The 21,758-nt window shown below is 64.5% G+C and carries 17 protein-coding genes; 3 read left to right on the top strand and 14 right to left on the bottom strand.

Features of this window, described 5'->3' with window-relative positions:
* Window positions 1-31: 31 nt before the first annotated feature.
* From arsC to N4T19_RS20995, 4 genes are all read right to left on the bottom strand, one after another.
* Window positions 32-391 carry an arsenate reductase (glutaredoxin) gene (gene arsC, locus N4T19_RS21010; RefSeq protein ID WP_116924646.1) on the bottom strand — a complete coding sequence of 120 codons (360 nt, stop codon included), beginning with the start codon at window positions 389-391 and terminating at the stop codon, window positions 32-34.
* A gap of 13 nt (window positions 392-404) precedes the next feature.
* Window positions 405-809, bottom strand: coding sequence for a hypothetical protein (locus N4T19_RS21005; protein WP_116924645.1), 405 nt, complete (start codon window positions 807-809; stop codon window positions 405-407).
* Window positions 810-860: 51 nt separating this feature from the next.
* Window positions 861-2,246, bottom strand: a complete 1,386-nt coding sequence (locus tag N4T19_RS21000) for a phosphatase domain-containing putative toxin (protein ID WP_243419238.1) — start codon at window positions 2,244-2,246, stop codon at window positions 861-863.
* A gap of 349 nt (window positions 2,247-2,595) precedes the next feature.
* Window positions 2,596-4,230 carry an ABC transporter permease gene (locus N4T19_RS20995; protein ID WP_116924643.1) on the bottom strand — a complete coding sequence of 545 codons (1,635 nt, stop codon included), beginning with the start codon at window positions 4,228-4,230 and terminating at the stop codon, window positions 2,596-2,598.
* A gap of 253 nt (window positions 4,231-4,483) precedes the next feature.
* Here N4T19_RS20995 and N4T19_RS20990 point away from each other — a divergent pair, with 253 nt between their 5' ends.
* The gene (locus N4T19_RS20990) at window positions 4,484-5,527 is read left to right on the top strand and encodes an ABC transporter ATP-binding protein (protein WP_182345064.1); all 1,044 of its coding nucleotides are present in this window, start codon (window positions 4,484-4,486) and stop codon (window positions 5,525-5,527) included.
* 64 nt (window positions 5,528-5,591) lie between these two features.
* On the opposite strand, the gene N4T19_RS20985 is transcribed toward N4T19_RS20990, so the two are convergent.
* From N4T19_RS20985 to N4T19_RS20950, 8 genes are all read right to left on the bottom strand, one after another.
* A complete protein-coding gene (locus N4T19_RS20985; protein ID WP_182345063.1) occupies window positions 5,592-6,347 on the bottom strand; it encodes a lysophospholipid acyltransferase family protein in 756 nt (251 codons plus the stop codon).
* A gap of 17 nt (window positions 6,348-6,364) precedes the next feature.
* Entirely contained in the window at window positions 6,365-6,814 is a 450-nt protein-coding gene (gene ruvX, locus N4T19_RS20980) for a Holliday junction resolvase RuvX (RefSeq protein WP_116924640.1), read from the bottom strand.
* A complete protein-coding gene (locus N4T19_RS20975) occupies window positions 6,811-7,419 on the bottom strand; it encodes a YqgE/AlgH family protein (protein WP_260718931.1) in 609 nt (202 codons plus the stop codon). Before N4T19_RS20975 ends, ruvX begins: the two co-directional genes overlap by 4 nt.
* Before the next feature lie 123 nt (window positions 7,420-7,542).
* Entirely contained in the window at window positions 7,543-13,839 is a 6,297-nt protein-coding gene (locus N4T19_RS20970) for a hybrid sensor histidine kinase/response regulator (protein WP_313900074.1), read from the bottom strand.
* Between the two features lie 166 nt (window positions 13,840-14,005).
* The gene (locus N4T19_RS20965; RefSeq protein ID WP_232539538.1) at window positions 14,006-16,273 is read right to left on the bottom strand and encodes a methyl-accepting chemotaxis protein; all 2,268 of its coding nucleotides are present in this window, start codon (window positions 16,271-16,273) and stop codon (window positions 14,006-14,008) included.
* Window positions 16,274-16,311: 38 nt separating this feature from the next.
* Window positions 16,312-16,839, bottom strand: coding sequence for a chemotaxis protein CheW (locus N4T19_RS20960; protein ID WP_021027284.1), 528 nt, complete (start codon window positions 16,837-16,839; stop codon window positions 16,312-16,314).
* Between the two features lie 3 nt (window positions 16,840-16,842).
* Window positions 16,843-17,208: a response regulator gene (locus N4T19_RS20955; protein ID WP_021027285.1), complete on the bottom strand. Its 366-nt coding sequence runs from the start codon at window positions 17,206-17,208 to the stop codon at window positions 16,843-16,845.
* Window positions 17,209-17,217: 9 nt separating this feature from the next.
* Window positions 17,218-17,604, bottom strand: coding sequence for a response regulator (locus N4T19_RS20950; protein ID WP_021027286.1), 387 nt, complete (start codon window positions 17,602-17,604; stop codon window positions 17,218-17,220).
* 305 nt (window positions 17,605-17,909) lie between these two features.
* On the opposite strand from N4T19_RS20950, the gene thiD reads away from it, so the two are divergent.
* Window positions 17,910-18,830 (top strand): bifunctional hydroxymethylpyrimidine kinase/phosphomethylpyrimidine kinase, encoded by a 921-nt coding sequence (gene thiD / locus N4T19_RS20945; RefSeq protein ID WP_260718929.1) that lies wholly within the window; start codon window positions 17,910-17,912, stop codon window positions 18,828-18,830.
* 105 nt (window positions 18,831-18,935) lie between these two features.
* Window positions 18,936-20,234 (top strand): glutamate-1-semialdehyde 2,1-aminomutase, encoded by a 1,299-nt coding sequence (hemL, locus tag N4T19_RS20940; protein ID WP_260718928.1) that lies wholly within the window; start codon window positions 18,936-18,938, stop codon window positions 20,232-20,234.
* Between the two features lie 88 nt (window positions 20,235-20,322).
* On the opposite strand, the gene N4T19_RS20935 is transcribed toward hemL, so the two are convergent.
* Window positions 20,323-21,033 (bottom strand): Bax inhibitor-1/YccA family protein, encoded by a 711-nt coding sequence (locus tag N4T19_RS20935; RefSeq protein ID WP_116924635.1) that lies wholly within the window; start codon window positions 21,031-21,033, stop codon window positions 20,323-20,325.
* Window positions 21,034-21,180: 147 nt separating this feature from the next.
* On the bottom strand, window positions 21,181-21,669 hold the full coding sequence (locus N4T19_RS20930; protein ID WP_116924634.1) for a c-type cytochrome: 489 nt from the start codon (window positions 21,667-21,669) through the stop codon (window positions 21,181-21,183).
* Window positions 21,670-21,758: the final 89 nt, after the last annotated feature.

Raw genomic sequence — 21,758 nt, 5'->3', positions numbered from 1 at the left:
CTGCGGCTTGGCAGGCAGGTGGCCGGGCCCATCAGAGCAGATCGAGCACCCGCTCGGGCGGGCGGCACAAACGGGCGCCCTTGGCGCTCACCACAATCGGCCGGTTGAGGAGCTCGGGGTGGGCGGCAATCTGCGCGATCAGCTCGGCATCGCTCAGGCCTTCGAGGCCCAGGTCCAGTTCCTGGTAAATGGCTTCCTTGCTACGCATCACCTCGCGCACTGGCAAACCCAGTTGGGCGATCAGCGCCGCCAGATGGGCGGCATCGAGCTGGGCATGGAGGTAGTCAACAACCCGGGGCTGGATGCCGCGCGCCTCAATCAGCGCCAGCGCGCCGCGCGAATTGCTGCAGCGCGGGTTGTGGTAGATGGTGATCGTGTCTTCTGGGGCCATGGCCCCGATCTTATTACAGAGAGGCTTCGAGCTCGGGCATGATGATGCGCGCCTTGGTCAGCGCCATGCCCAGATTGGCAGTGCGTCGGCAGACCAGCACGGCCACATACTCGGGGTTGGTCTTGCCGCGCATGAAGATGTGGATCAGGTTGTCGCTGTTGACGATGATCTCCTGGAAGTAGTGGTGGCCGTCGTCCTGCAGGCCACGCGACTTCTTGAACATGCGCTCGATCATCGAGACATTGGGGCCGTTGAAAAGGTCGGCCGTTGCAGCGGCCACCAGGTCGATCACCTCGCGCGGGTGCGAATCCACCGTGCGAATGGCCAGCAGCATGCCGGTGGCCACGTCGACATAGCCGGCAGCCAGGCATTCAGGCACAAAGGTGGCGACTTTCTGTAAAACGGTATCCATGGACATGAGTTGTGTTCCTTCAAAGTGGGTAGGTCAAGGGCCGACGCCAAACGGCGATCAGCCCATTTTTTCCAGCAGCATTTCCTCGTACGCCAGCAGCGCTCTCTCCTGCTGCTCGGACTGCACGTACTGCGGCTCGATCTCGCGCACACGGCGCAGCGCTTCTTCGGCGGTGACGCCTTCAAATACCAGCCAGGCGGCCAGCACGGTGCCGGTGCGGCCCAGGCCTGCCAGGCAGTGCACGGCCAGCACGTCACCGGCCAGCAGCAGGCGTTTCATCTTGAGCATCAGCATCTGCAGCTGCGACACCGAGGGCGGCTCGCGGTCATGCACGGGCAGATGCACATTGCGCAGGCCGTTGCGCGCCAGCGCCGCCTGGTCGATGTCGTTTTCGGTGAGCGACACCAGCACGGTGATGCCGCAGCGCTTCAAGGCCTGCATGTCCACATCGGTGTCGTTGACCACCCCTGGCAGCGGCGTGCCCGCCAGCTTGCCGGGCACCAGCCAGGCAAAGCCGCGCGGCCCGCGTGCGCCAGGCACAAAATGTTCGGCCGCCAGCACCGGATTGGCCAGCACCAGATCGGGCAATACCGCGCGCTGGCTTTGGCGTGCGGCCTGCGCAGCGGTGGGCGCCGGCGCGGCAACAGTGACAGGGGCTGGCTCGGCCTGCATGGCCTCTTGCACCGTTCGCTGCGGGGCCACCACCGCGCAGCTGCCGCTGCGCACAAACTGCTGGCCGGCGGGTGAATAAGGCGCAGAGAAAAAGCGCTCGGCGCGGCTCGTCTCCTGCACCGCGCCGCCGGCCAGCAGCAGCACATGGTCGGCCACGCGCTGGGCGTGGCGCTGGTTGTGGGTCACCAGCAGCACGGCGCGCTCCTGGGAAATGCGCTTGAGCAGCTCCAGCAGCAGGTAGCTGTCGTAGTCCTGCAGGTCGGCGGTGGGCTCGTCACACATCAGCAGCGCAGGCTCGGCCGCGGCCTCGCGCAAGATGGCAATGGCGCGCTGGTGCATTGCCGACAGCTCGATCGTCGTGCGCGCCAGCAGCGGCTGGATATCGGCAAAGCCCATGCGCTCCAGATAGGCCTCGCACCAGGCACGCCGGTCCAGGCCGGAGCGCGGATGGCTGTGTTGCAGCAGTTCGGTCAGCGAATCGAGCACGCTCGATTGCATCAGGCGCACATGCTGGCGCACCAGCTGGGGCCGGTGCGTGCCTGCCAGCGGCTGGCCGGCATAGCGCAGCTGCCCCCATTGCACAAAGCGCGGGTTCTCGTCATTGAGACCGGCCAGGCTGCGCAGCGCGGTGGACTTGCCCCCGCCCACCGGCCCCATAAGGGCTGTCACGGCGCAGGGCGCAATCTGCAGTTGCAAGCCGGAGAGGATGACCTTGTCGCCATAGGCCACGCCCCAGTTGTCTGTTTCCAGAACGGGTGTTGGTGTTTGCACGCGATGGGAGCCGCTGGGCGGCAGTGGGAGGTGGACAGGGAGCCAAGCCGGGCACGACCTCAGCGCGCCTGCCATCCGACCGAGCGGATGGTGACCATCCCGGTGATTCAAAAAACGAAACACCAATAGTCAATTAATGTTTCAAAAATGAAGTTTAGGGGGAAACCCGAAGTGATTGTTTGATCCAGATCAAATGCGATATAGGTCCGCTATGGATCCGGCGAGAACACCACAGAATTGCCAATTATTGCGGCCACAGCGCGCTGTGGGTCGACAGCACATGGCAAGCGTATAGCCGGACCTGCCCGCTGCGTCAACAGACAGGCAAAGACCCAGGAGCCGAGGACTCTCAGCGCGCAGCCGAGCTGCGCATGGTGCGGATCAGCAAGATGACCGGCACCAGCCCCACCAGCACCAGTGCCAGCGATGGCAGCGCCGCCTCTCCCAGGCGCTCATCGCGTGCCAGCTGGTAGGCGACGACGGCCAAGGTGTCGCTGTTGAAGGGCCGCAGCACCATCGTCGCGGGCAGCTCCTTCATCACATCGACAAACACCAGCAAGGCAGCGGTCAAGGCCGAGCGGCGCAGCAGCGGACCATGCACGCGGGCCAGCAGGCCGGCGCTGCCCACGCCCAGCATGCGCGCCGATTCATCGAGGCTCTTGGGAATGCGGGTGTAGCCGCTTTGCAAGGCCTGCAGCGCAATGGCGGTAAAGCGCACCAGGTAGGCCCAGATGATGCCGGTCGAGGTGGCGGTGATCAGCGCCGGAAAGCCCCATTGCGGAAACGCCTGCTGCACCCAGCCAACGGGCAGCAGCAAGCCCACCACAATCACCGCGCCAGGCACCGCATAGCCCAGGCTGATAAGGCCCACGGTGCTGCGTGTGACCCAGTCCTGGCTGCGGCGTGCAGCGTAGGCGGCCAGCATCGCAATGGCCACCGCCAGCACGGCGGTGATGGCGCCAAAGCGGATGCTGTTGCCCGCCCACTGCACAAAGCGGTCCAGCGGAATCACCGACCAATCGGCCGCCAGAGGCCGCAGCATGAACAGGACCGGCAGCACAAAGCCCAGCAGCACCGGCAGACCACAGACCAGCCAGGCAGCCAGGCAGCGCGCGCCTTGCAGGCGGTAGGGCTGGGCCTCGGCCGATGAGGCGCGCCCCACCCCGCTGGTGACAAAGCGCATGCGCCGCTGCGCGCGCAGCTCCAGCTGCAGCACCACCAGCACCAGGACCAGCAGCATCGTGGCCAGCTGGGCGGCAGCACTGCGGTTTTCCATCGCCAACCAGGCCTTGTAGATGCCGGTGGTAAAGGTCTGGATGCCAAAGTAGCTCACCACGCCAAAATCGGCCAGGGTCTCCATCATCACCAGCGCCACCCCGGCCACCACGGCAGGTCGCGCCATCGGCAAGGCCACCGTCCAGATGCGGCGCGGCATCGACGCGCCCAGCAGGCGCGCGGCCTCCATCAGGTGCGCGGCGCGCTCGCTCAGCGCCGTGCGCGCCAGCAGGTAGACATAGGGGTAGAGCGAGACCACAAACACCAGCACGGCGCCGCCCAGCGACCGCACCTCCGGCAGCAAGCGCCCTTCCCAGCCAAAGCTGGCACGCATCCACACCTGCAGCGGCCCGCTGAACTGCAGAAAGTCGGTATAGGCATAGGCCGTCACGTAGGCCGGCATCGCCAGCGGCAGCAGCAGCAGCCACTCCAGGGTCTTGCGGCCGCGAAAATCGAACAAGGTCACAGCCGCCGCGCACAAGCTGCCCAGCACCGCCGCGCCCAGCGCCACCATCAGGCCCAGCGCCACCGTTGTGCGGATATAGCCGGGCAGCACCGTGGCAAACATCTCCCGCACCACGGCAAAGGCATCGGCGTCATTGCCCGCCCCGGGCAGCCAGGCGCTAAAGACCGTGAGCACTGGCAACACCAACACCAGGGCAATGGCTACGAGCAGCAGCTGACGACGGAAGCGGGCAAGGTTTTGCAAATGCGAATCACTGACGGGCCAAAAGCTGGCGATTCTACCTGCGCCCTTGCGAAGGATCCTCTGCATAAATCCCTGCCATGGCCTGAACGCGGTCTCGGGCGATCCGCTGCGTTGTCTCCCTTGTCAATAGCTTCGGCTATTCACTGCGAAAGACGCCTTGCGGCTCATCCCGATCCGCGTCCATTCCATCGGGCGAGGGTTATGCAAAGCATCCTTATGCCCTTGCCATTGGGCGGCCCTCTACAATGCCGCCATGTTTCTTGAGGTCTCCCAACTGAATGTGCGCTACGCCGGGCGCCCCCAGCCTGCCGTGGCGCAGGTGTCCTTGCAGCTGCAAGCTGGCGATATCGGGGTGCTGATTGGTCCCTCGGGCTGCGGCAAGACCACCTTGCTGCGCGCCGTGGCCGGGCTGGAGCCCATCAGCGGCGGCGAGATCCGGCTGCAAGGCCAGGTGGTCAGCAGCACCAGCACCAGCCTGCCGCCTGAGAAGCGCCGCATCGGCATGGTGTTCCAGGACTACGCCCTCTTCCCGCATTTGAGCGTCGGCAAGAATGTGGCCTTTGGCATCCACCAGCGGCCCAAGGCCGAGCAACAAGCGCGCGTGCAAGAGGTGCTGCGCCTGGTGGGGCTGGAGAACAGCGCTGCGCGCTACCCGCATGAGCTCTCGGGCGGCCAGCAGCAACGCGTGGCGCTGGCCCGGGCGCTGGCACCCGAGCCGCAGCTGATGCTGCTCGATGAACCCTTCTCCAACCTCGATGTGGATCTGCGCGAGCGCCTGGCCCATGAGCTGCGCGACATCCTCAAGGCCGCACGGGCGACCGCCCTCTTCGTCACCCATGACCAGCTCGAAGCCTTTGCCATTGGCGACCAGATCGGCGTGATGGAAAGCGGCCATCTGCACCAATGGGCCGATGCCACGACCCTGTTCCAAAAGCCGGCGAGCCGCTTTGTGGCCAACTTTATTGGCCATGGCAGCCTGCTGCCGGCCAGCCCGCTGCCTTCTGCACAGGGCTGGCAGCTGGACACCCCCCTCGGTTCCATTGCCACGCCTGAGGCCCCAGAGGCCTGCGATGTGCTGCTGCGCGCCAGCGAGGTGGTGTTTGACCCGGCATCGCCCTACCGGGCAACCCTGCTGCGCAAGTCGTTTCGGGGATCGCAGTTTTTGTACACCTTGCAGCTGCCCAGCCAGCAGCTGGTCTACGCCCAGGTCTCCAGCCAGCTGCAGCATGCGCTGGGCGAGAGCATTGGCCTGCGCGCCCAGCCCGAGCACCTGGTCTGCTTTGCGCCCGAGCACTGAGAACCTGTTCAATGACTCAAGCCCCGTTACGCGCGGGTCTCAAGCCCAACAAATCTCGTCCGTATCAGCGCTGCACCTGGCGCAACTGGTCCACTGCCGCCTGCAGCTCGGCCGACCAGTCGCGCCGGTTGCGGCCTGCGCTGCTTTGCGGCTCGCCATAGTTGAGCTGGGCCACCAGCGGCGGGGCCGTCACCGTGCGCCAGATGGAGCCCAGCAGGCTCTCATCGCCGACATAGCTGGGGGCGCTGCTCATGCGGCCGCTGTGCTTGTCGTAAAAGCACAGGCCCAGCGGCAGCACCGGGGCCTCAGCGGCAATCGCCGATTGCAGCAGGTTCGCATGGAAGGGTAGCAGCTGCTGGCCATCACCGGTGGTGCCTTCGGGAAACACGGCGACCATATCGCCGTTGCGCATGGCCTCTTCCATGCGGCTGACGGTGCGCATCGCATCGCGCCGGGAGTTGCGCTCGATGAACAAGGTGCCCGCAGCGCTGGCGAGCCCGCCAATCACCGGCCAGGCCTTGACGTCGGACTTGGAGACAAAGCGGCAGTGCCGGGCCGCATGGATGGCCGGAATATCGAGCCAGGACAGGTGGTTGGCAACAATCAGCAAGGGGCCCTGCTGGGGCACGGCGCCCAGCACGCGCAGCTCGATGCCGCAAAGCTGCATGAGCTTGCCGGCCCAGCGCTCCACCGCGCGGTTGCGCTCCTCATGGCCCATGCGGCCAAATTTCAGCCAGATCGTGATGACCCCGGTGGTGATATGCCCGCCCATGCGCGCAAGACGCCACAGGCCGATGAGGGAGCGAGTCAGTACGGGCATGGAGGGTCTATAGCGGCTCAGTTCGGGTGGCCCACGTCAGGCACATCCAGACTGCGCATGAACTGTTCAAGAATGATGCAGGCCGAGGCCGCATCGGCGTCGCGCGCGCCGTTGGCCAGCGCTTCGGTGGTGCTGTAGCGCTCGTCCACCTCGAACACCAGCAGGCCAAAGCGCCCCCGCAGCTGGCGCGCAAAACGCAGCGCCAGCGCCGTGTTCTCATGGGCGGCGCCATCGGGGTGAAAGGGAATGCCGACCACCAGCGCATCGGGCTGCCACTGCGCAATCAGGCTCTCCATCGGGGTAAAGCGGGCTTTTCCTTCGGCATGGATCGTCGGCAGCGGCCGGGCCGTGCCCAGCATGCGGGTGCCAAAGGCAGCGCCGGTGCGCTTCATGCCAAAGTCAAAGGCGATAAAGCTTTGCATGCGCGCAGCCTCGGCCAGCAAAGGCTTGGTGGCCGCGTCCGTCATGCGCGGCCTGCGGCGGCAGACAGGGCCCAGGGCTGCACACCCAGCAGCGCCAGCGCGGTGTCATAGCGCTCGGCCACAGGGGTGTCAAAAATCACGCCGGCATCGGCATGCACCGTGAGCCAGGCGTTTTCGGTGATCTCCGACTCCAGCTGGCCTTCGCCCCAGGTCGAATAACCCAGCGAGACCAGCACCCGGTGCGGGCCGGCGCCGGTGGACAGCGCTTCGAGCACATCGCGCGAGGTGGTCATCTCCAGCCCGCCGGGAATGGTCAGGGTCGCCGAGTACGCCGACTCATCGACGGCGCCCGACTCGATCACGATCCGATCGTGCAGCACAAAGCCGCGCTCGGTGTGCACCGGGCCGCCCTGGAACACGGGCTCGAGCTCCAGGTCCTCACGGCGCAGCGGCAGGTCGACCTTGTCAAACAGCTTGCCCATCGTGATGTCCGAGGGCTTGTTGATGATGATGCCCAGCGCGCCTTTTTCGCTGTGCTCACACACATAGACCACGCTGCGGCCAAACATCTCGTCTTGCATGCCAGGCATCGCAATCAGAAAGTGGTGGGTGAGGTTCATGGTCCCGGAAGTGTCAGTCTCAGCGCTCATGGGAACCATTGTACGGGCAGGCTGCCGCCCTTTTGTCTGCACAGCCCTCTGCATGCGCTGCCTGGCGCGCATAAAAAAAGGGCTGCCCGCAGGCAGCCCTTCTGGCAGGAGCCCTCCACCCGATCAGTGCAGCGTGCCGGCGTCGGCCGCCTTGATCTCGTGGTCCAGCACGCACTGGCGTACCAGCGACAGCAGCACCTCGTCGGCATAGGGCTTGCCCAGGTAGTGGTCCACGCCCAGGCTGGCGGCGTGCTCGCGGTGCTTGTCGGCAATGCGCGAGGTGATCATCACCACCGGCAGGTCGTTCATCGCCGCATCGGCACGGATCTCGCGCACCAGCTCGAAGCCGTCCATGCGCGGCATCTCGATGTCCGACAGCACCATGACCGGGCGCTCTTCGCGCAGACGGTCCAGTGCCTGCAGGCCATCGGCAGCCAGTGCCACCCGGTAGCCTTCGCGCTGCAGCAGGCGCTGCGTCACGCGGCGCACGGTGATGGAGTCGTCGACCACCAGCACCAACGGCGTCTGCACCACTTGCTCGGCCAGCTCGCGCACCGGTGCCTTGGCCACCTCGGGGTGCACGGCCGCCTGGGCAATGCGCTCGGCGATCTGATCGCCATAGACGGTGTACAAAGCCACCGGGTTGTAGATCAGCACAATCGCGCCCGATGCCAGCACCGACATGCCTGCCAGGCCTGGCAAACGCGCCAGCTGCGGGCCCAGGTTCTTGACCACGACTTCCTGGTTGCCCAGCACTTCATCGACGTGGACCGCCACCCGCTTGGTCGCTGAGCGCAGGATCACCACCGCACTGGTCTTCTCCGGCTCCTCGTTGCTGCGCAGGTTGCCCTGCAGCAGCGCGCCGGCAAAGTAGAACGGCAGCGCCTGCTCGTTGTCGGTGTAGATACTGTTGGCATGGGCCTGCTCGATCAGGGCCTTGGGCACGCGTCGCACATACTCCACCAGGTTGGCCGGCACGCCGAACTTGATGTCGCCCGCTCGCATCATCACCACCTGGGTGACGGCGGTGGTCAGCGGCATCACCATCTGGAAGCGCGTGCCCTTGCCCGTCTCCGAGGTGGTCACGATGTGGCCACCCAGCGACTGGATCTCGGTGCGCACCACGTCCATGCCGATACCCCGGCCCGACAGCTCGGACACCTCGGAGGCGGTGGAGAAGCCGGGCGCAAAAATCAGCTGCGCGGCCTGGTCCACATCGAGCGGCTCGTCGGCCGTGATCAGGCCCGACTGCACCGCCTTGCGGCGAATGGCATCGAGCTGCAGGCCGGCGCCGTCGTCGTGGATGGACACGGCGATATCGTTGCCTTCCTGGCGCACATCGATGGCGATGGTGCCCACCGGCTGCTTGCCCTGGGCCTTGCGCTCCTCGGGTGATTCAATACCGTGGGCCACGCTGTTGCGCAGCAAGTGCTCGAACGCCGGGGTCACCCGGTCCAGAACGCCGCGGTCGATCTCGATCGAGGCGCCGGTGATGTCGAGCTTGACCTGCTTGCCCAGCTCCTTGGAGATCTGGCGCACGATCGCATACAGGCGCTCGGAGATGGAGTCGAACTCCACCATGCGCGTGCGCAGCAGGTCGCGCTGCAGCTCACGGGCTTGGCGGCCCTGGGCAATCAGATCGTCTTCGGCGCCTTCGGCCGTACGCTGCAGATTGCGCTGCACGGTGCCCACGTCGTTGACCGACTCGGCCATCATGCGGGTGAGTTCCTGCACGCGGGTGAAGCGGTCGAACTCCAGCGGGTCAAAGCCCGAGTCCGAATCCTTTGCCAGCGCCATGCGCGACTGCATCTGCGACTCGGCCTGCATCTCCACATCGCGCAGCAAGGTGCGCAAGCGCTCCAGGTTGCTCGACATGTCCTTGATGGACGAGCGGATGTTGCTCAGGCGCATATCGAGGCGCGAGCGTGCAATCAGCACCTCGCCTGCCTCGTTGACCAGGCGGTCGAGCAGCTGCGAGCGCACACGCACCGACTGGCCGGCCGCGGCGCGCACCGGCGCCATGCGCAGCATCAGCGGCTTGTGCTGGACACCAGCGCCTGCGTCGGCCGTATCTGCCGCATGCGCAGCCTGCTCGGCACCAGCGCTTTCCTGGGCAGCTGGCGTGCTGGCGGCCACTTCAGCCACCACTTCACCCATCTCGGTCGCGGGTGGTACCTGCTGGGGCAAGGCGCCTTCTGCCAGCACCTGGTTGCCACGCTCTTGCAGGCCGACAAACTCGTGCTGCAGGCCGTCATAGCGCGCCAGCAGAATCTCGATGTCCTGGCTGGTCAGGTTTTCCGTGCCAATGTCCTCGACCTCGGACTCCATGCGGTGCGACATCTCGCCCAGGCGCATCGCGCCCGCCAGCCGTGCACTGCCCTTGAGGGTGTGCAGATGACGCAGCACTTCGCCGCGCGGGGGCAGGTACTGCGCGTCGGCCGACCATTCCCGCAAGGCCGCGCCTAGCTTGGGCAGCAACTCCTGCGCTTCTTCCTCGAAGATCAGGAACAGGTCCGGGTCGATGACGTCGACCACTTCGATCGCATCGTCGTTGCGCAGCTCCAGCATATCGGGCAAGGCGGCTGAGGATACCGCTGCAGGCGCAAACGTGCGCACCGGCTCGGCCGCCGCAGGTGCGTGCTCGCGCAGCTCGGCCAGGCCCGAGGGCTCGGCGTCGAACTCGGCCATGCCGTAAGGAGGATGCAGCTGCGAGTTGACTTCCTGGTTGGCGATATCGACCAGGTCCTGCACAACGATCTCGCTGGCAGGTTTGACAAAACCGGCTGCCAGTTGGTGCAGCAGCTTGCGAATCTCCGAGCCCGCCGCCTGACAGGTATTGAGCCAGGAGACCTCCGGGTTGGAGAAGTTGTGGATATGGGAGAGCGCATGCTCGAGCGCGCGTGCCAGCTCAGACAGCGAGCCAAAGCCCACCGTGGACGAGCTGCCCGCCAGCGAATGGGCATAGGCAATCGCATCTTCGGGGAAGTTGCGGTTGGGCGCCTGGGCCCAGGCGTACAGCACCTTCTCCAGGTTGTGCGACCAGTTCTCCGCCTCTGCCAGGTAGACATTGAAGAGCGCGGTACTGACACCCAGCACATTGGCCACCTCGGCAGGCTCCTCGTTGTCCGCCACGGCCGGGGCTGTCGGGGCGGCATCCGGCGCCAGCGCTTCTACCAAAGCCTCTGGCTGCACAGGCACTTCGGGTGCTTCCTGCGCTGCAGCCACTTCGGCAGGGGCTTTCGGTTCGGCGGGTGCTTCCAGCTCGGCGACGGCTTCGGGCTGCAGCACCGCCTCAGGCTCCGGCACAGCGGCAGGGGCCAGCGCTTCGCCCAGGCTTTCTGCCGCGGTGTCCACGTGCTGCGCTTGCTCGGGCTGTGCAACGAGCGGGGTTTCCACCGCGCCCGTGGCCACTGCAGGCAGCACCAGGTCGGCGGGCACTTCCAGCAAGGTCTGGGGCTCGGCCACAGGTTCTTCGGGCAGCGCTTCCAGCTCGGGCAGCATGGTGTCTGCAAACTCTATGGAGTCGAAAGCGGTGGAGACAGGCTGCGCGGGGGGCGCAGATGACTCAGGGGCAAGGGGCAGCTCCGTCAAATCCAGCGAAGGCAGCTCCAGCGGCAAGCGGGTCGGTGCGGGATCGAGCTTGGCTGCCTCGTCCTCGGCCACAAACTCCAGGCCGGCGTCCATCGAGACAAAGTCCAGCGCGCTGTCATGGGGCTGCAGCGACTCGGGCGCTTGCACAGGGGCAGTCTTGGCCTCGGCACTGGCCATGGCCTGCGCGAACTCGGAGAAGTCCACTTCCTCGGCGCTTTCGGGCGCCATGGCCAGCGGCACCAGACCCGAAGGCGTGATGAGTTCCGGCGCGGGCGCCAGTGCAGCGGGTGGATTGAGCTCCAGGTCGATGCCGTCAAGCGGCCATACCAGCGCGGGCGTTGCCTCGGCCTGGGCCACAAGCGCGGGGGCATCGTCCTCCACCGGCAGCTCCAGCTCGGCCAGGGCCTGGGCAGTCTCTACCGCGTCAGGGGCATCAGGGGCATCGGCCTCCAGCGCCATTTGCTGCGTATCGTGGGGCCATTCCTCGGCCTCGGGGGCCTGGCCTGGCTCGGCGGGCACCACCAGTGGCAGGTGCAGGCCATCGATGCGCATGGCATCGGCCGAGATGCGGAAGATCTCGGGGTTCCAGGTGGACTGGCGCTGCGCGCCAATGTCCTCGGCCCAGCGGCCAAAGCCGGTCAGTGCCTCGGCGCTCAGCGCCAGCAGCGGCGCATTGGCCGGCTTGTGCTCGGCCAGCCAGCTGTTGAGCACCTGCTCCATCGACCAGGCGGCATCGCCATACTGGACCAGCCCGACCATGCGCGAGCTGCCCTTGAGCGTGTGGAAGGCGCGGCGCAGGGTCGTCAGCGCCTCGGCATCGGCCGCGTTACGGCGCAAGGACTGCAGCGCCTGGCCGCCGGTCTGCACGACCGACTGGGCCTCTTCCAAAAAGATCTCCAGCAGCTCTTCGTCCAGCGATTCATCCGATGCCTCTGGCTGTGCTGCAGCGACCACCACCGGCGCGGGCGCCGGCGCTGGTGCATGCACCGGCGTGGGCGCAAAAAACTGCAGATCGGGCGCGAGCACCGCAGGCGCCTTGGGCGCCGGAGCAGGGCTGGCATCGAACAGCGGCGCCGGAATGGTGGGCGCAAAGTAGACGGAATCGTCTTCCGGCTCTTCAGGCACCGCAGGCGCTGCGACCGGCGCTGCTGCCACAGGCACAGGGGCAGGTGCGACATCGCCGGCCTTTTGCGTGCCCATCACAATGCGCAGCTCGCCGCTGGTCGCATCAAACACAAAGAGCTTGCGCGCCAAGGTGCGCTGGTAGCCCAGCATGTCGAGCAGGAAGCCCAGCGCGCCCAGGCTGTTGCCCAGCTTTTCGAACACGACTGGCTTGTCATCGTCGGCCACCTGGCCGGCCGCGAGCTGGTCCACCACGGTGCGCAGGTGCTGCGTGGCAGCAACGGCCTGGTCCAGGCCCAGCACCGACAGCACGCCGCGCATCTGCGACAGCGAACCGGTGACGGTGCCCAGCATCGAGACATCGTCGGGGTTGCGGAAATACTGGTCCAGGTGCTTTTCGGCCTCGGCCAAGGTGGAGTGCAGTTCATCGACCACGCTGCCCATGGTCTGGTGGTCGCTGACGCGGCGGTACAGCTCCTCGACCCAGGTCTCCAGCGGCTCGGGTGGCTGGTCGGCCAGCACATGGTCCAGGCGCTGCGCCAGGCGGTCGGCGCGCTCGCGCATCAGCGCGGGCTTGACATCGAGCGACTCCAGATTGGCCTGCAGGTACAGCACGGCCGTGGCCACTTCCATGGCCATCGGCGTCGACGGTGGCGTGCTGGTACTCACCAGCCGCTCGGTGACGCGGCCCAGCGCTGCACCCAGCTCGTCGGCACCGATATGCAGCTTGTGCAGCGATTCGCGGATCAGGTGGAACTGGTCGGCCACCGGCTTGATCTTGTAGCGGTCGCCATCGGCAAGCGACGACCACAGCTCGGCAGCGGACTCCAGGCGCTTGCGCGCCTGCGCCAGCACGGCCGGGTCATACTGGCCAAAGCGCTCCTGGCCGTAGTTGACGCCTTGCAGTGCTTCCGTCTGCAGGCTGACGCGCACCGCTTGGAGCACCGCCGCCTTGGCCTCATCGGGGCCCTGGGCCACGGCACAGAAGAAATTCAGCTCATGCTGCAGGCCCTGGTCCACATCGCTGCCACCCTTGGCGTGCGCTGCGAACTGCATGATGACCCGCGACGCCGAGCGCTTCACATAGAGGTCGGGGTCGAGCAACTTGTACGCGAGCGCGTCAAAGAAGCCTGCGGCCACCTTCCAAAACAGCTTCAGGGGTTTTTGCGTCTGGCCCTGGGCCAGGCCCAGGCAGACGGCTGTCAAATCCTGCGCGGCGCGGCTGTCGGCAGACTTGATGATCTGCAGCATGTCCGAGTCCAGGCGCTCACGCGCGCTGCGGTCCAGCGGCAGCGCGGCCACGGCCGGGGTCAGCGGCTCCTGCTGCGCTTGGTCGCCATGCCACAGGTCTGCCGGGTGGACGCGCTCCACGCCGGCAAAGGCCTGCATCTCTTTGTACTGCGGAAACAAGGCCACAAAGGAGACGTTGCGGCCCTTGAGCACATGGCTCAGGTACTCCAGCAGCGCAAACGAGGTCTTCTCCATCAGCGCCACCGATTTCTCGGTGCACAGATGGGGCTTGGCCGCAAAGCGCTGCGCGGCCACCTCCATCAAACCCACCAGCTCGGCGGCCTGGTCGACACCCACCATTTGCAAGGCACCCTTGACCTGGTGCAGGTACTGCTTGGCCACGCGGATACCGGTGGTGTCGATAGCCTCCAGATCCGATACCTTGGCCGCTTCCACATCCCGGCTGTAGCGAAGCAATGCCTTGACCGTGGATTCCAATGACCGGCGTACCTCGTCATTGATCCACGCCAATGGCCCGAGATCCCTCTCTTCTGTTGGCTGTGCGTTTTCCGCTTTATTTTCAATAGCTATAGACATGCAACAGTCCCCGATTGCGGGTCAAAATTAAACAGCAGGCATGGGGTCAGGCAATCTTGAACCGAGACACCGACTGGCGCAGCTCCTCGGCCATTTGCGACAGCTCACGCACCTGCTGCGCCGTGGTACGGGTGCCATCACTGGTCTGCTCCGTCACCGCAAAAATATGCTGGATATTCTCCGCCACATCATTGGCCTGAACGGCTTCATCGGACGCGGAACGCGAAATCTGTTGAATCAGATCTGCCAGCTCACGCGACACACGGTCAATCTCCGCCAGTGCCGTACCGGCGCTGTCTGACAGACGGGCCCCTTCCACCACACCCTGGGTCGAGCGTTCCATAGCGGCCACCGCGTCCTGGGTGTCGGTCTGAATCGCCTTCACCAGCACCGAGATCTGGCGCGTTGCATCCGCAGAGCGTTCAGCCAGGCGCTGCACTTCTTCGGCCACCACCGAGAAGCCGCGACCGGCTTCACCTGCGGACGCAGCCTGAATGGCCGCGTTCAACGCCAGCACGTTGGTCTGTTCGGTAATGTCCGAGATCAGGTCGGTAATTTCACCAATCTCTTGCGAGGACTCGCCCAGGCGCTTGATACGCTTGGAGGTGTCCTGGATCTGGTCACGGATAGAGTTCATACCACCGATCGCGTTTTCCACGGCCTGCAGACCGGACTCGGCAGCCATCAGCGATTTGCGCGCCACCGAGGCCGATTCCTGCGCCTGCGAGGACACGAGGTTAATACGGGTTGCCATGTCCAAAATGGACTTGCCGGTTTCGCGAATCTCGCGCAGCTGCTCGGTCGAGGCGGCCAGCAGTTCGGTCGAGGTGGCATCCACCGTCGACGTGGTTTGCGCCACGCGGGTCGCCGTGTTCTGCACGCTGCCCACCAGCATGCGCAGCTCTTCCACCGTGTAGTTCACCGAGTCGGCAATCGCGCCGGTGATGTCCTCGGTCACGGTCGCTTCCTGGGTCAGATCCCCTTCAGCGACGGACTGCAACTCGTTCATCAGGCGCAAAATAGCCGCCTGGTTGGCGTCGTTGAGGCGCTTGGCCTCCTGCTCCTGGCGGGTTGCTTCTTGCTGCAGCGATTCGGCAGAGCGGCGGCGGTTCAAGCTGTCTGCCAGCTGCAGACGCACCAGGCCCCAGACACCCAGGCCCACCAGCAAGGCGGCCAGCACAATGCCCACCAGGTACAGCCAGACGCGGTCGGACCAGCTGTTTAGATCTGCCTGCAACACTTCCAGGCCCTTGCGCAGCGGATCGCTGGCCGACTGGATCGAGACTTCGGCCTCACGGGCCTCCGAGATGCCCTTGAGGTTGCTCAGCACCGAGGAGCCGTCCTTCAAGGTGATGTCGTACTGGGTCGACAGCTCCAGCAGCTTGTCGCGCACGGCGCCGTCACGGGCGGGGCTCAGGCGCAGCTCGGCACTGCCGTTGAGCAGGCCGGCGACGATTTCCTTGAAGGTGTTCAAGTCCTTGCCCAGCAGGAACACCGCTTCGGCATTGGCACCGGAGGCGCTTTGGAAGTCGTTGGCCGACTTGCCGATACGCTGGGTCAGCATGGCCAGCTGGCTGGCGGCGGCAATTTCAGCGGTCGGTGCTGCTTGCTGCAGCTTCAGGCTCACCACCGCCTCGCTCAGCTCCAGCAGGGTCTGGGTGTTCTTGTGAATCGCCTGCAAGTCCTTGTTCATCGCGACCAGCGAGGCCTTTTGCTTGACCACGGCATCGCTCTTGCTTGCGGTACGGTCAGAGGCTTCCACCAGCGGCGCCAGCACATCGGCGTAGGAGCTGCCCAGCGCCTTGATGGCCGGGTCGTCCGAGCCCATGTTCAGGCCGTCGATGTTCTTTTTCAGAATCGACGAGGCTTCTGCCACTTCGGCAAACGCCTGCTCGTTACCGTTGACGGCCTGGCCCACCGATTTGGCCAGACGCTGCGACTGGGTCAGAGCCTGGCCGGTCGCGGCCAGCTGGCCACCAGTGGTGCGCGACTGCAAAATCGCCCACACCGCCAGGCCAAAGAACACCACCAGACCGACGACCACGATGGTCAGCAAGGTCTTCTGGTGCTTGGCAGCCGGCGCGGCGCCCAGAATGGGCAAGGTCACCAGGTCTTCGCTGGCGGTATCGCCTTCGACCAGCTGGGCCATGTAGTCATCCTGCACCGCAGCGCCCGAGGCGCTTGCCGCCGTCTTGGCGGGCGGCACGCCGTCACCGGTCGAGCCTTCGGAGAGCATTACCTGGTCACCATCTGGGAAGATGCTGACACCTGGGTCTGCCACGTCTTCTTTGCGTTTGAATAATTTGTTGAACATACAAATACCGAAAAGGATGAAGCCGCGGAAGCCCCGCACTAAACCGTGATATCGAGAAAATCGGGCGCATTGGCCAGCAGCTGCAGGTTGAGTTCCTGCCACTGCTCGCCATTGGCGGATAGGTACAACGCACCAAAAAATTCCGGCGCATCGGCCGGTTTGTCTTTGGATTGCGAAAAATCATTGCTGCCGCGCAAGCCTTCGAGCTGCTCGACAAACAGTGCGGCATTGACGCCCATCATGGGATTGAGCGCGACCACCGAGGCCCCGGCAAACACCTGCTCACTGCGCGCGACGGGCAGGCCCAGCATGCGGGCCAAATCCACCACCGTCAACAAAATACCCCGAATGCTGGTCACGCCGAGCATCCAGGGTTTGGTGTAGGGTACAGGCTCCACCCCGCTCCAGCCCAGCACTTCGCCAGACTGGCTCAAAGGCAGCAGAAAGTTCTTGCCACTGATCTTGACGGCCAACCACGAGGCACCTACTGCGGTCTGGTTGCGTGCCTGGCTCAGACGATCGGCCAGCCGGGTTTGCAGCTCTCGCAAGTCTTCGCGCTGTGCCATGCCTTATCCCAGTGCCTCGATCTTGGCCTTGAGTTCGGCCGGATCCACCGGTTTGGTCACATAGCCACGCGCGCCCTGGCGCATGCCCCAGACCCGGTCGGTTTCCTGGTTCTTGCTGGTGCACATGATGATCGGGATATCCGCATACTCGGGGCTGCGGGTGATCAGACGGGTCAGCTGAAAACCGTTCTGTCCGGGCATCACCACGTCCATCAGAATCAGGTCAGGGCGGTCTTCCGACAGGCGCAGCATCGCCTCGTCCGAGTTTTGCGCAGTGCGCACCACCATACCCTGGCGTACAAGCAGATCGCTCAAAAACATCAATTCAGTTTTTGAGTCATCAACGATAAGAACTTTTTGAATAGGCACGACCCCTCCTTAACGCTCGGCAACGAAACGTCCGACGGTTTCCAGTAATTGATCTTTGGTAAATGGCTTGGTGAGGTAGTCTTCACACCCCACCATTCGTCCCCGGGCCTTGTCAAAGACGCCGTCCTTGGACGACAGCATGACCACGGGTGTCGATGCAAAAGCATCATTGCGCTTGACGATGGCGCAGGTTTGGTAGCCGTCCAGTTTTGGCATCAGGATGTCGCAAAACACCATGTCCGGCTTGAAATCGTTGATTTTGGAGAGGGCGTCGAAGCCGTCTTCGGCAAGCAGCACCTCATAGCCGCCCTGCTTGAGAAAAATCTCAGCACTTCTGCGAATGGTATTGCTATCGTCGACCACCAATACCTTGAAGTTGTCTGCGGAAACTGTCACCGGCCACCCTCCTCATTGCATGTCATGAAATGTGAATGCACGCGGCAGCCAAGGCTGACAAAGCCCCTCCCACCCGTTTGCATTGAACACATACGCCCTATGGCAATTTTTCTTTCGACGAATCCGCATGTGCTGGAGATGCATTTTGCACCACAGCGCGTACACTGCATCCGTCGTCCCTGCTCCTAATTTTGAAAAGCTTACAGAGGCTTTACATAGAATGCAACGATTGTAGCTTTTCAACACAGATTTAACGGTGATTCCCGTACCAATGTGCCTTATCTCGTTGACCTATGACATCCTCCTTGACAAACCAGCCAGAATCCAGCCCGAGTGAGAGCACGTTGGCCGCCACGATCGATACCGCCAGTATCCTGTGCATCAACGCCAATGACCCCAGTGGCGCAGGCGGCACCAATGCCGATGCGCTGGCCGTGGCCTCCATGGGCGGCCACCCCTGCACCGTGGTCACCGGTGCCTTGATCCGTGACACCCTCGACACCATCGACTTTTATCCGCTCTCTGATGATGCGGTACAACAACAGGCGCAGACCATATTGCAGGATATTCCCATCCGCGCGATCAAATTGGGCTTCCTGGGCTCGATCGAAAACATCAGGGTGTGTGCAGAAGTAACGAACGACTACCCGGATGTTCCGGTGGTGGCCTATGTGGCCGGCATGGCCTGGTGGGACAGCGAACTGATCGACGACTACCTGGACGCCTACCAAGAGCTGCTGCTGCCCCAGGTGACCGTACTGGTGGGTGCCTATGGCCTGCTGTGGCGCTGGCTTTTGCCCGATCGCACTTCCGAGCACCGCCCCAGCCCCCGTGACATTGCCAAAGCCGCCGCCGACCACGGCGTGCCCTTTGTGCTGGTCACCGGCATCCCCGCCCACGACCAGCATGTGGAAAACGTCCTCGCCTCGGCCGACACCATCTACGGCAGCGGCGAGTTCGAACTGTTCGAGACCGAATACATCGGTGCGGGCGACACCTTGAGCGCCGCCCTCACCGCCTTGCTGGCCACCGAGGTGCCCCTGAGCGACGCCACCGCCGAAGCGATGACCTACCTGGACAAGTGCCTCGAAGGCGGCCTGCGCCCCGGCATGGGCAAGACTGTGCCCGACCGCCTCTTCTGGGTGCATGCCGATGACGAAGACGAAGAAGAAGACGAGAGCGAAGCGGCCGATGAGGGTGGCGGTATCGATACCCGCCCGCTCTAAAACCTGTTCAAAAGCCTGCGCATTCCAGTGCAGTGAATACCGGTTTGACAGCCCCAAGCGCCCGCTTGGCCGACAATCCAAGGCCAGTGTAGATGTGAGCCCCTTATGACGATCGATAAAAACGCCCAGTTGTTTGAACGTGCCCGCCAGGTGATCCCCGGTGGCGTGAACTCGCCCGTGCGGGCCTTCAATGCGGTGGGCGGCACGCCGGCCTTCATTGCCCGCGCCCAGGGCGCGCACCTGTTCGATGCCAATGACAAGCAGTATGTGGACTACATCGGCTCCTGGGGGCCGATGATTTTGGGCCATGGCCACCCGCAGGTGCTGAGCGCCGTGCAGGCCGCGCTGCTCGAAGGCTTCTCCTTCGGCGCGCCAACCGAGCGCGAGATCGCGCTGTCCGAAGCCATCTTGAAGCTGATGCCCTCGATGGACATGGTGCGCCTGGTCAGCTCCGGCACCGAAGCGGGCATGAGCGCGATCCGCCTGGCGCGCGGCTTTACCGGCCGCAACAAAATCATCAAGTTCAACGGCTGCTACCACGGCCACGCCGATGCGCTGCTGGTCAAGGCCGGCTCGGGCCTGGCGACCTTTGGCGCCTCGTCCTCGGCCGGTGTGCCCAGCCATGTGGTGCAGGACACCATAGTGCTGGAGTACAACGACATCGGCCAGTTGGAAGAGGCCTTTGCCAAGTACGACGACCAGATCGCCTGCGTGATCATGGAGCCCATTGCCGGCAACATGAACTTTGTGCGCGCCAGCACCGCGTTTACCCGCCGCATCAGCGAGCTGACCAAGGAACATGGCGCGCTGCTGATCTACGACGAGGTGATGACCGGTTTCCGCGTGGCCCTGGGCAGCGCGCAGAGCCTGTATGCGCAGCAGATCACCGGCTTCCAACCCGACATTACGGTCCTGGGCAAGGTGATTGGCGGCGGCATGCCGATGGCCGCCTTTGGCGCGCGCCGCGAGATCATGGAAAAGCTCTCGCCGCTGGGCCCGGTCTACCAGGCCGGCACCTTGTCGGGCAACCCCATTGCCACCGCCTGCGGTCTGCAGACCCTGGCGCTGATCAGCCAGCCGGGCTTCCATGAAGCGCTGCATGCCAAGACCGGCCAGCTGATGGCCGGCCTCAAGGCCGAGGCCGATGCCGCCGGCATCCCCTTCAGCGTGGACCACCAGGGCGGCCTGTTCGGCTTCTTCCTGCTGCCCGAGCTGCCCAGCCACTACGAGGCAGTGATGAAGAGCGACAAGCCGCTGTTCAACAAGTTCTTCCACGGCATGCTCGCGCGCGGCCACTACTTTGCGCCGGCACTGTACGAGGCCGGCTTTGTCAGCAGCGCGCACACCGATGCCGACATCGAAGCCACCATCGACGCGGCCCGCGAAGTCTTCAAGACCTTGTAAGCCACGTCCCCCTCCTCTGCCAGCGCTTCTGGCGGGCATAAAAAAAACCTCGGCATGCCGAGGTTTTTTTGTGGTCTGTCGCAGGCGATCAGTCGTCGCTGCCACCCAGTTGCATGATCAGACGCAGCACATACCAGAACAGCAGCGCCACCGATGCGAACAGGTGCAGGGCCGCGCCAGCGGGGCGGTCTGCGGGGTAGTGGCGCATGATCTGCGAGGTGTCATACAGCACGCAAGCGCCGGCAAACAGCACCATCGCGCCGGAGAACCAGATGCCCAGCTTGAAGCCGAACACGACACCGGCCAGGATGATGCCGATCGCCACCAGGCCGCCGATCTTCAAGAAGCCGCCCAGGAAGGAGAAGTCCTTCTTGCTGGTAAAAGCGGTGAAGGTCAGGCCCGCGACCAGTGCCAGGGTGGCGATCGATGCCGCCTGGATGGAGCCCGGCGCAATGATGCTGGCCATCGCCAGCATCGGCGCGAAAATGAGCGACTCGGCGAACACAAAGCCACCCAGCGCCAGGTACTGCACGCCGGTGCTTTCCGAATTGTCCGCCGCGTTAGTGGCGAGCCAGCCCACCACCATGAACGCGCCCATCACCGCAAGCCAGCCCCATTTGCTGACACCCAGCATCTTGAGCATCGCAAACGATGCGCCGCTGGCGTAGAGGCCAAACGACAGCACGGCAAAAGCCAAGATGGCTACGGCCAGATGGCTGTAGGCCGCCTTGATGAATTGGCCACGGCTGTTTGCCTCGGCCAGGCCTCCGCCGTGTCCGGCGTATTCGGGAAAGTTCATGCGTCCTCCTTCAGGTCTATGTCGGAGCAGTATCGCAGATTTGCTTTACAAAGCTGGGCCTTTCCAGGCCCTGCCTACGGGCATTGCCGCCGGGCATAAAAAAGCCCGCAGTCACAGCGGGCTCAAGAGCGTGGGTGCAGCAGGCCATCAAGGCGGGCTGGCAGCGGGCGTCTTGGCGGGGCTGAGCGCCATCAGCCAGCCGGCCATCAGCTCGGCCTGCTCCTGCGTGATCTGCGGGTGGCGCGGCATCACGATGCGGCCCCACTCACCCACACTGCCTTCGCGGATCTTGCCGGCCAGGTAGGGCACGGCGTCGTCACGGCCCGCATAGCGCTTGGCGATATTGCGAAAGCCGGGGCCCACCACATCAAGCTCCATCGTGTGGCAGCGCATGCAGTCGCTGCTGCGGGTGACCAGCTCACGCCCCTTTTGCAGCTGCGGGCTGGCCTCGATCAGGCGGTCAGCGGCCGTCACCTCGGGCTTGGGCCGGATGATCAGCCGCCCGATATTGAACATGCCCAGGCCCACCACCAGCGCAAATGCCACGATCAGCACGCCCAGCCAGCGCGAGCGGCGCGGGGCTTCGGTCTCTGAATCGGGATGGAGGTGCGGGTCTGGTTGCTGCGAATCGCTCATGCTGGAATCGGCCCGGGGGCCAGCGCTGGAAACGGGCGGGCGAACGCGCAGGTTCGCGGCCCTGGGTGAAAAGCGGCAGCGCCCTCACA

The sequence above is a fragment of the Comamonas squillarum genome (assembly GCF_025309455.1).
Taxonomy (GTDB): Bacteria; Pseudomonadota; Gammaproteobacteria; order Burkholderiales; family Burkholderiaceae_C; genus Comamonas; species Comamonas squillarum.
The sequence above is the reverse complement of the archived record's forward strand: the minus strand, read 5'-3'. Positions and strand labels throughout refer to the sequence as shown.

Coding starts and splice junctions, on each gene's coding strand:
- N4T19_RS20990 (WP_182345064.1), top strand. CDS start 4,484: ATGTTTCTTGAGGTCTCCCAACTGAATGTGCGCTACGCCGGGCGCCCC.
- N4T19_RS20965 (WP_232539538.1), bottom strand. CDS start 16,273: ATGTTCAACAAATTATTCAAACGCAAAGAAGACGTGGCAGACCCAGGT.
- N4T19_RS20975 (WP_260718931.1), bottom strand. CDS start 7,419: ATGAGCGCTGAGACTGACACTTCCGGGACCATGAACCTCACCCACCAC.
- N4T19_RS20935 (WP_116924635.1), bottom strand. CDS start 21,033: ATGAACTTTCCCGAATACGCCGGACACGGCGGAGGCCTGGCCGAGGCA.
- N4T19_RS20930 (WP_116924634.1), bottom strand. CDS start 21,669: ATGAGCGATTCGCAGCAACCAGACCCGCACCTCCATCCCGATTCAGAG.
- N4T19_RS20960 (WP_021027284.1), bottom strand. CDS start 16,839: ATGGCACAGCGCGAAGACTTGCGAGAGCTGCAAACCCGGCTGGCCGAT.
- N4T19_RS21005 (WP_116924645.1), bottom strand. CDS start 809: ATGTCCATGGATACCGTTTTACAGAAAGTCGCCACCTTTGTGCCTGAA.
- hemL (WP_260718928.1), top strand. CDS start 18,936: ATGACGATCGATAAAAACGCCCAGTTGTTTGAACGTGCCCGCCAGGTG.
- arsC (WP_116924646.1), bottom strand. CDS start 391: ATGGCCCCAGAAGACACGATCACCATCTACCACAACCCGCGCTGCAGC.
- N4T19_RS20985 (WP_182345063.1), bottom strand. CDS start 6,347: ATGCCCGTACTGACTCGCTCCCTCATCGGCCTGTGGCGTCTTGCGCGC.
- ruvX (WP_116924640.1), bottom strand. CDS start 6,814: ATGACGGACGCGGCCACCAAGCCTTTGCTGGCCGAGGCTGCGCGCATG.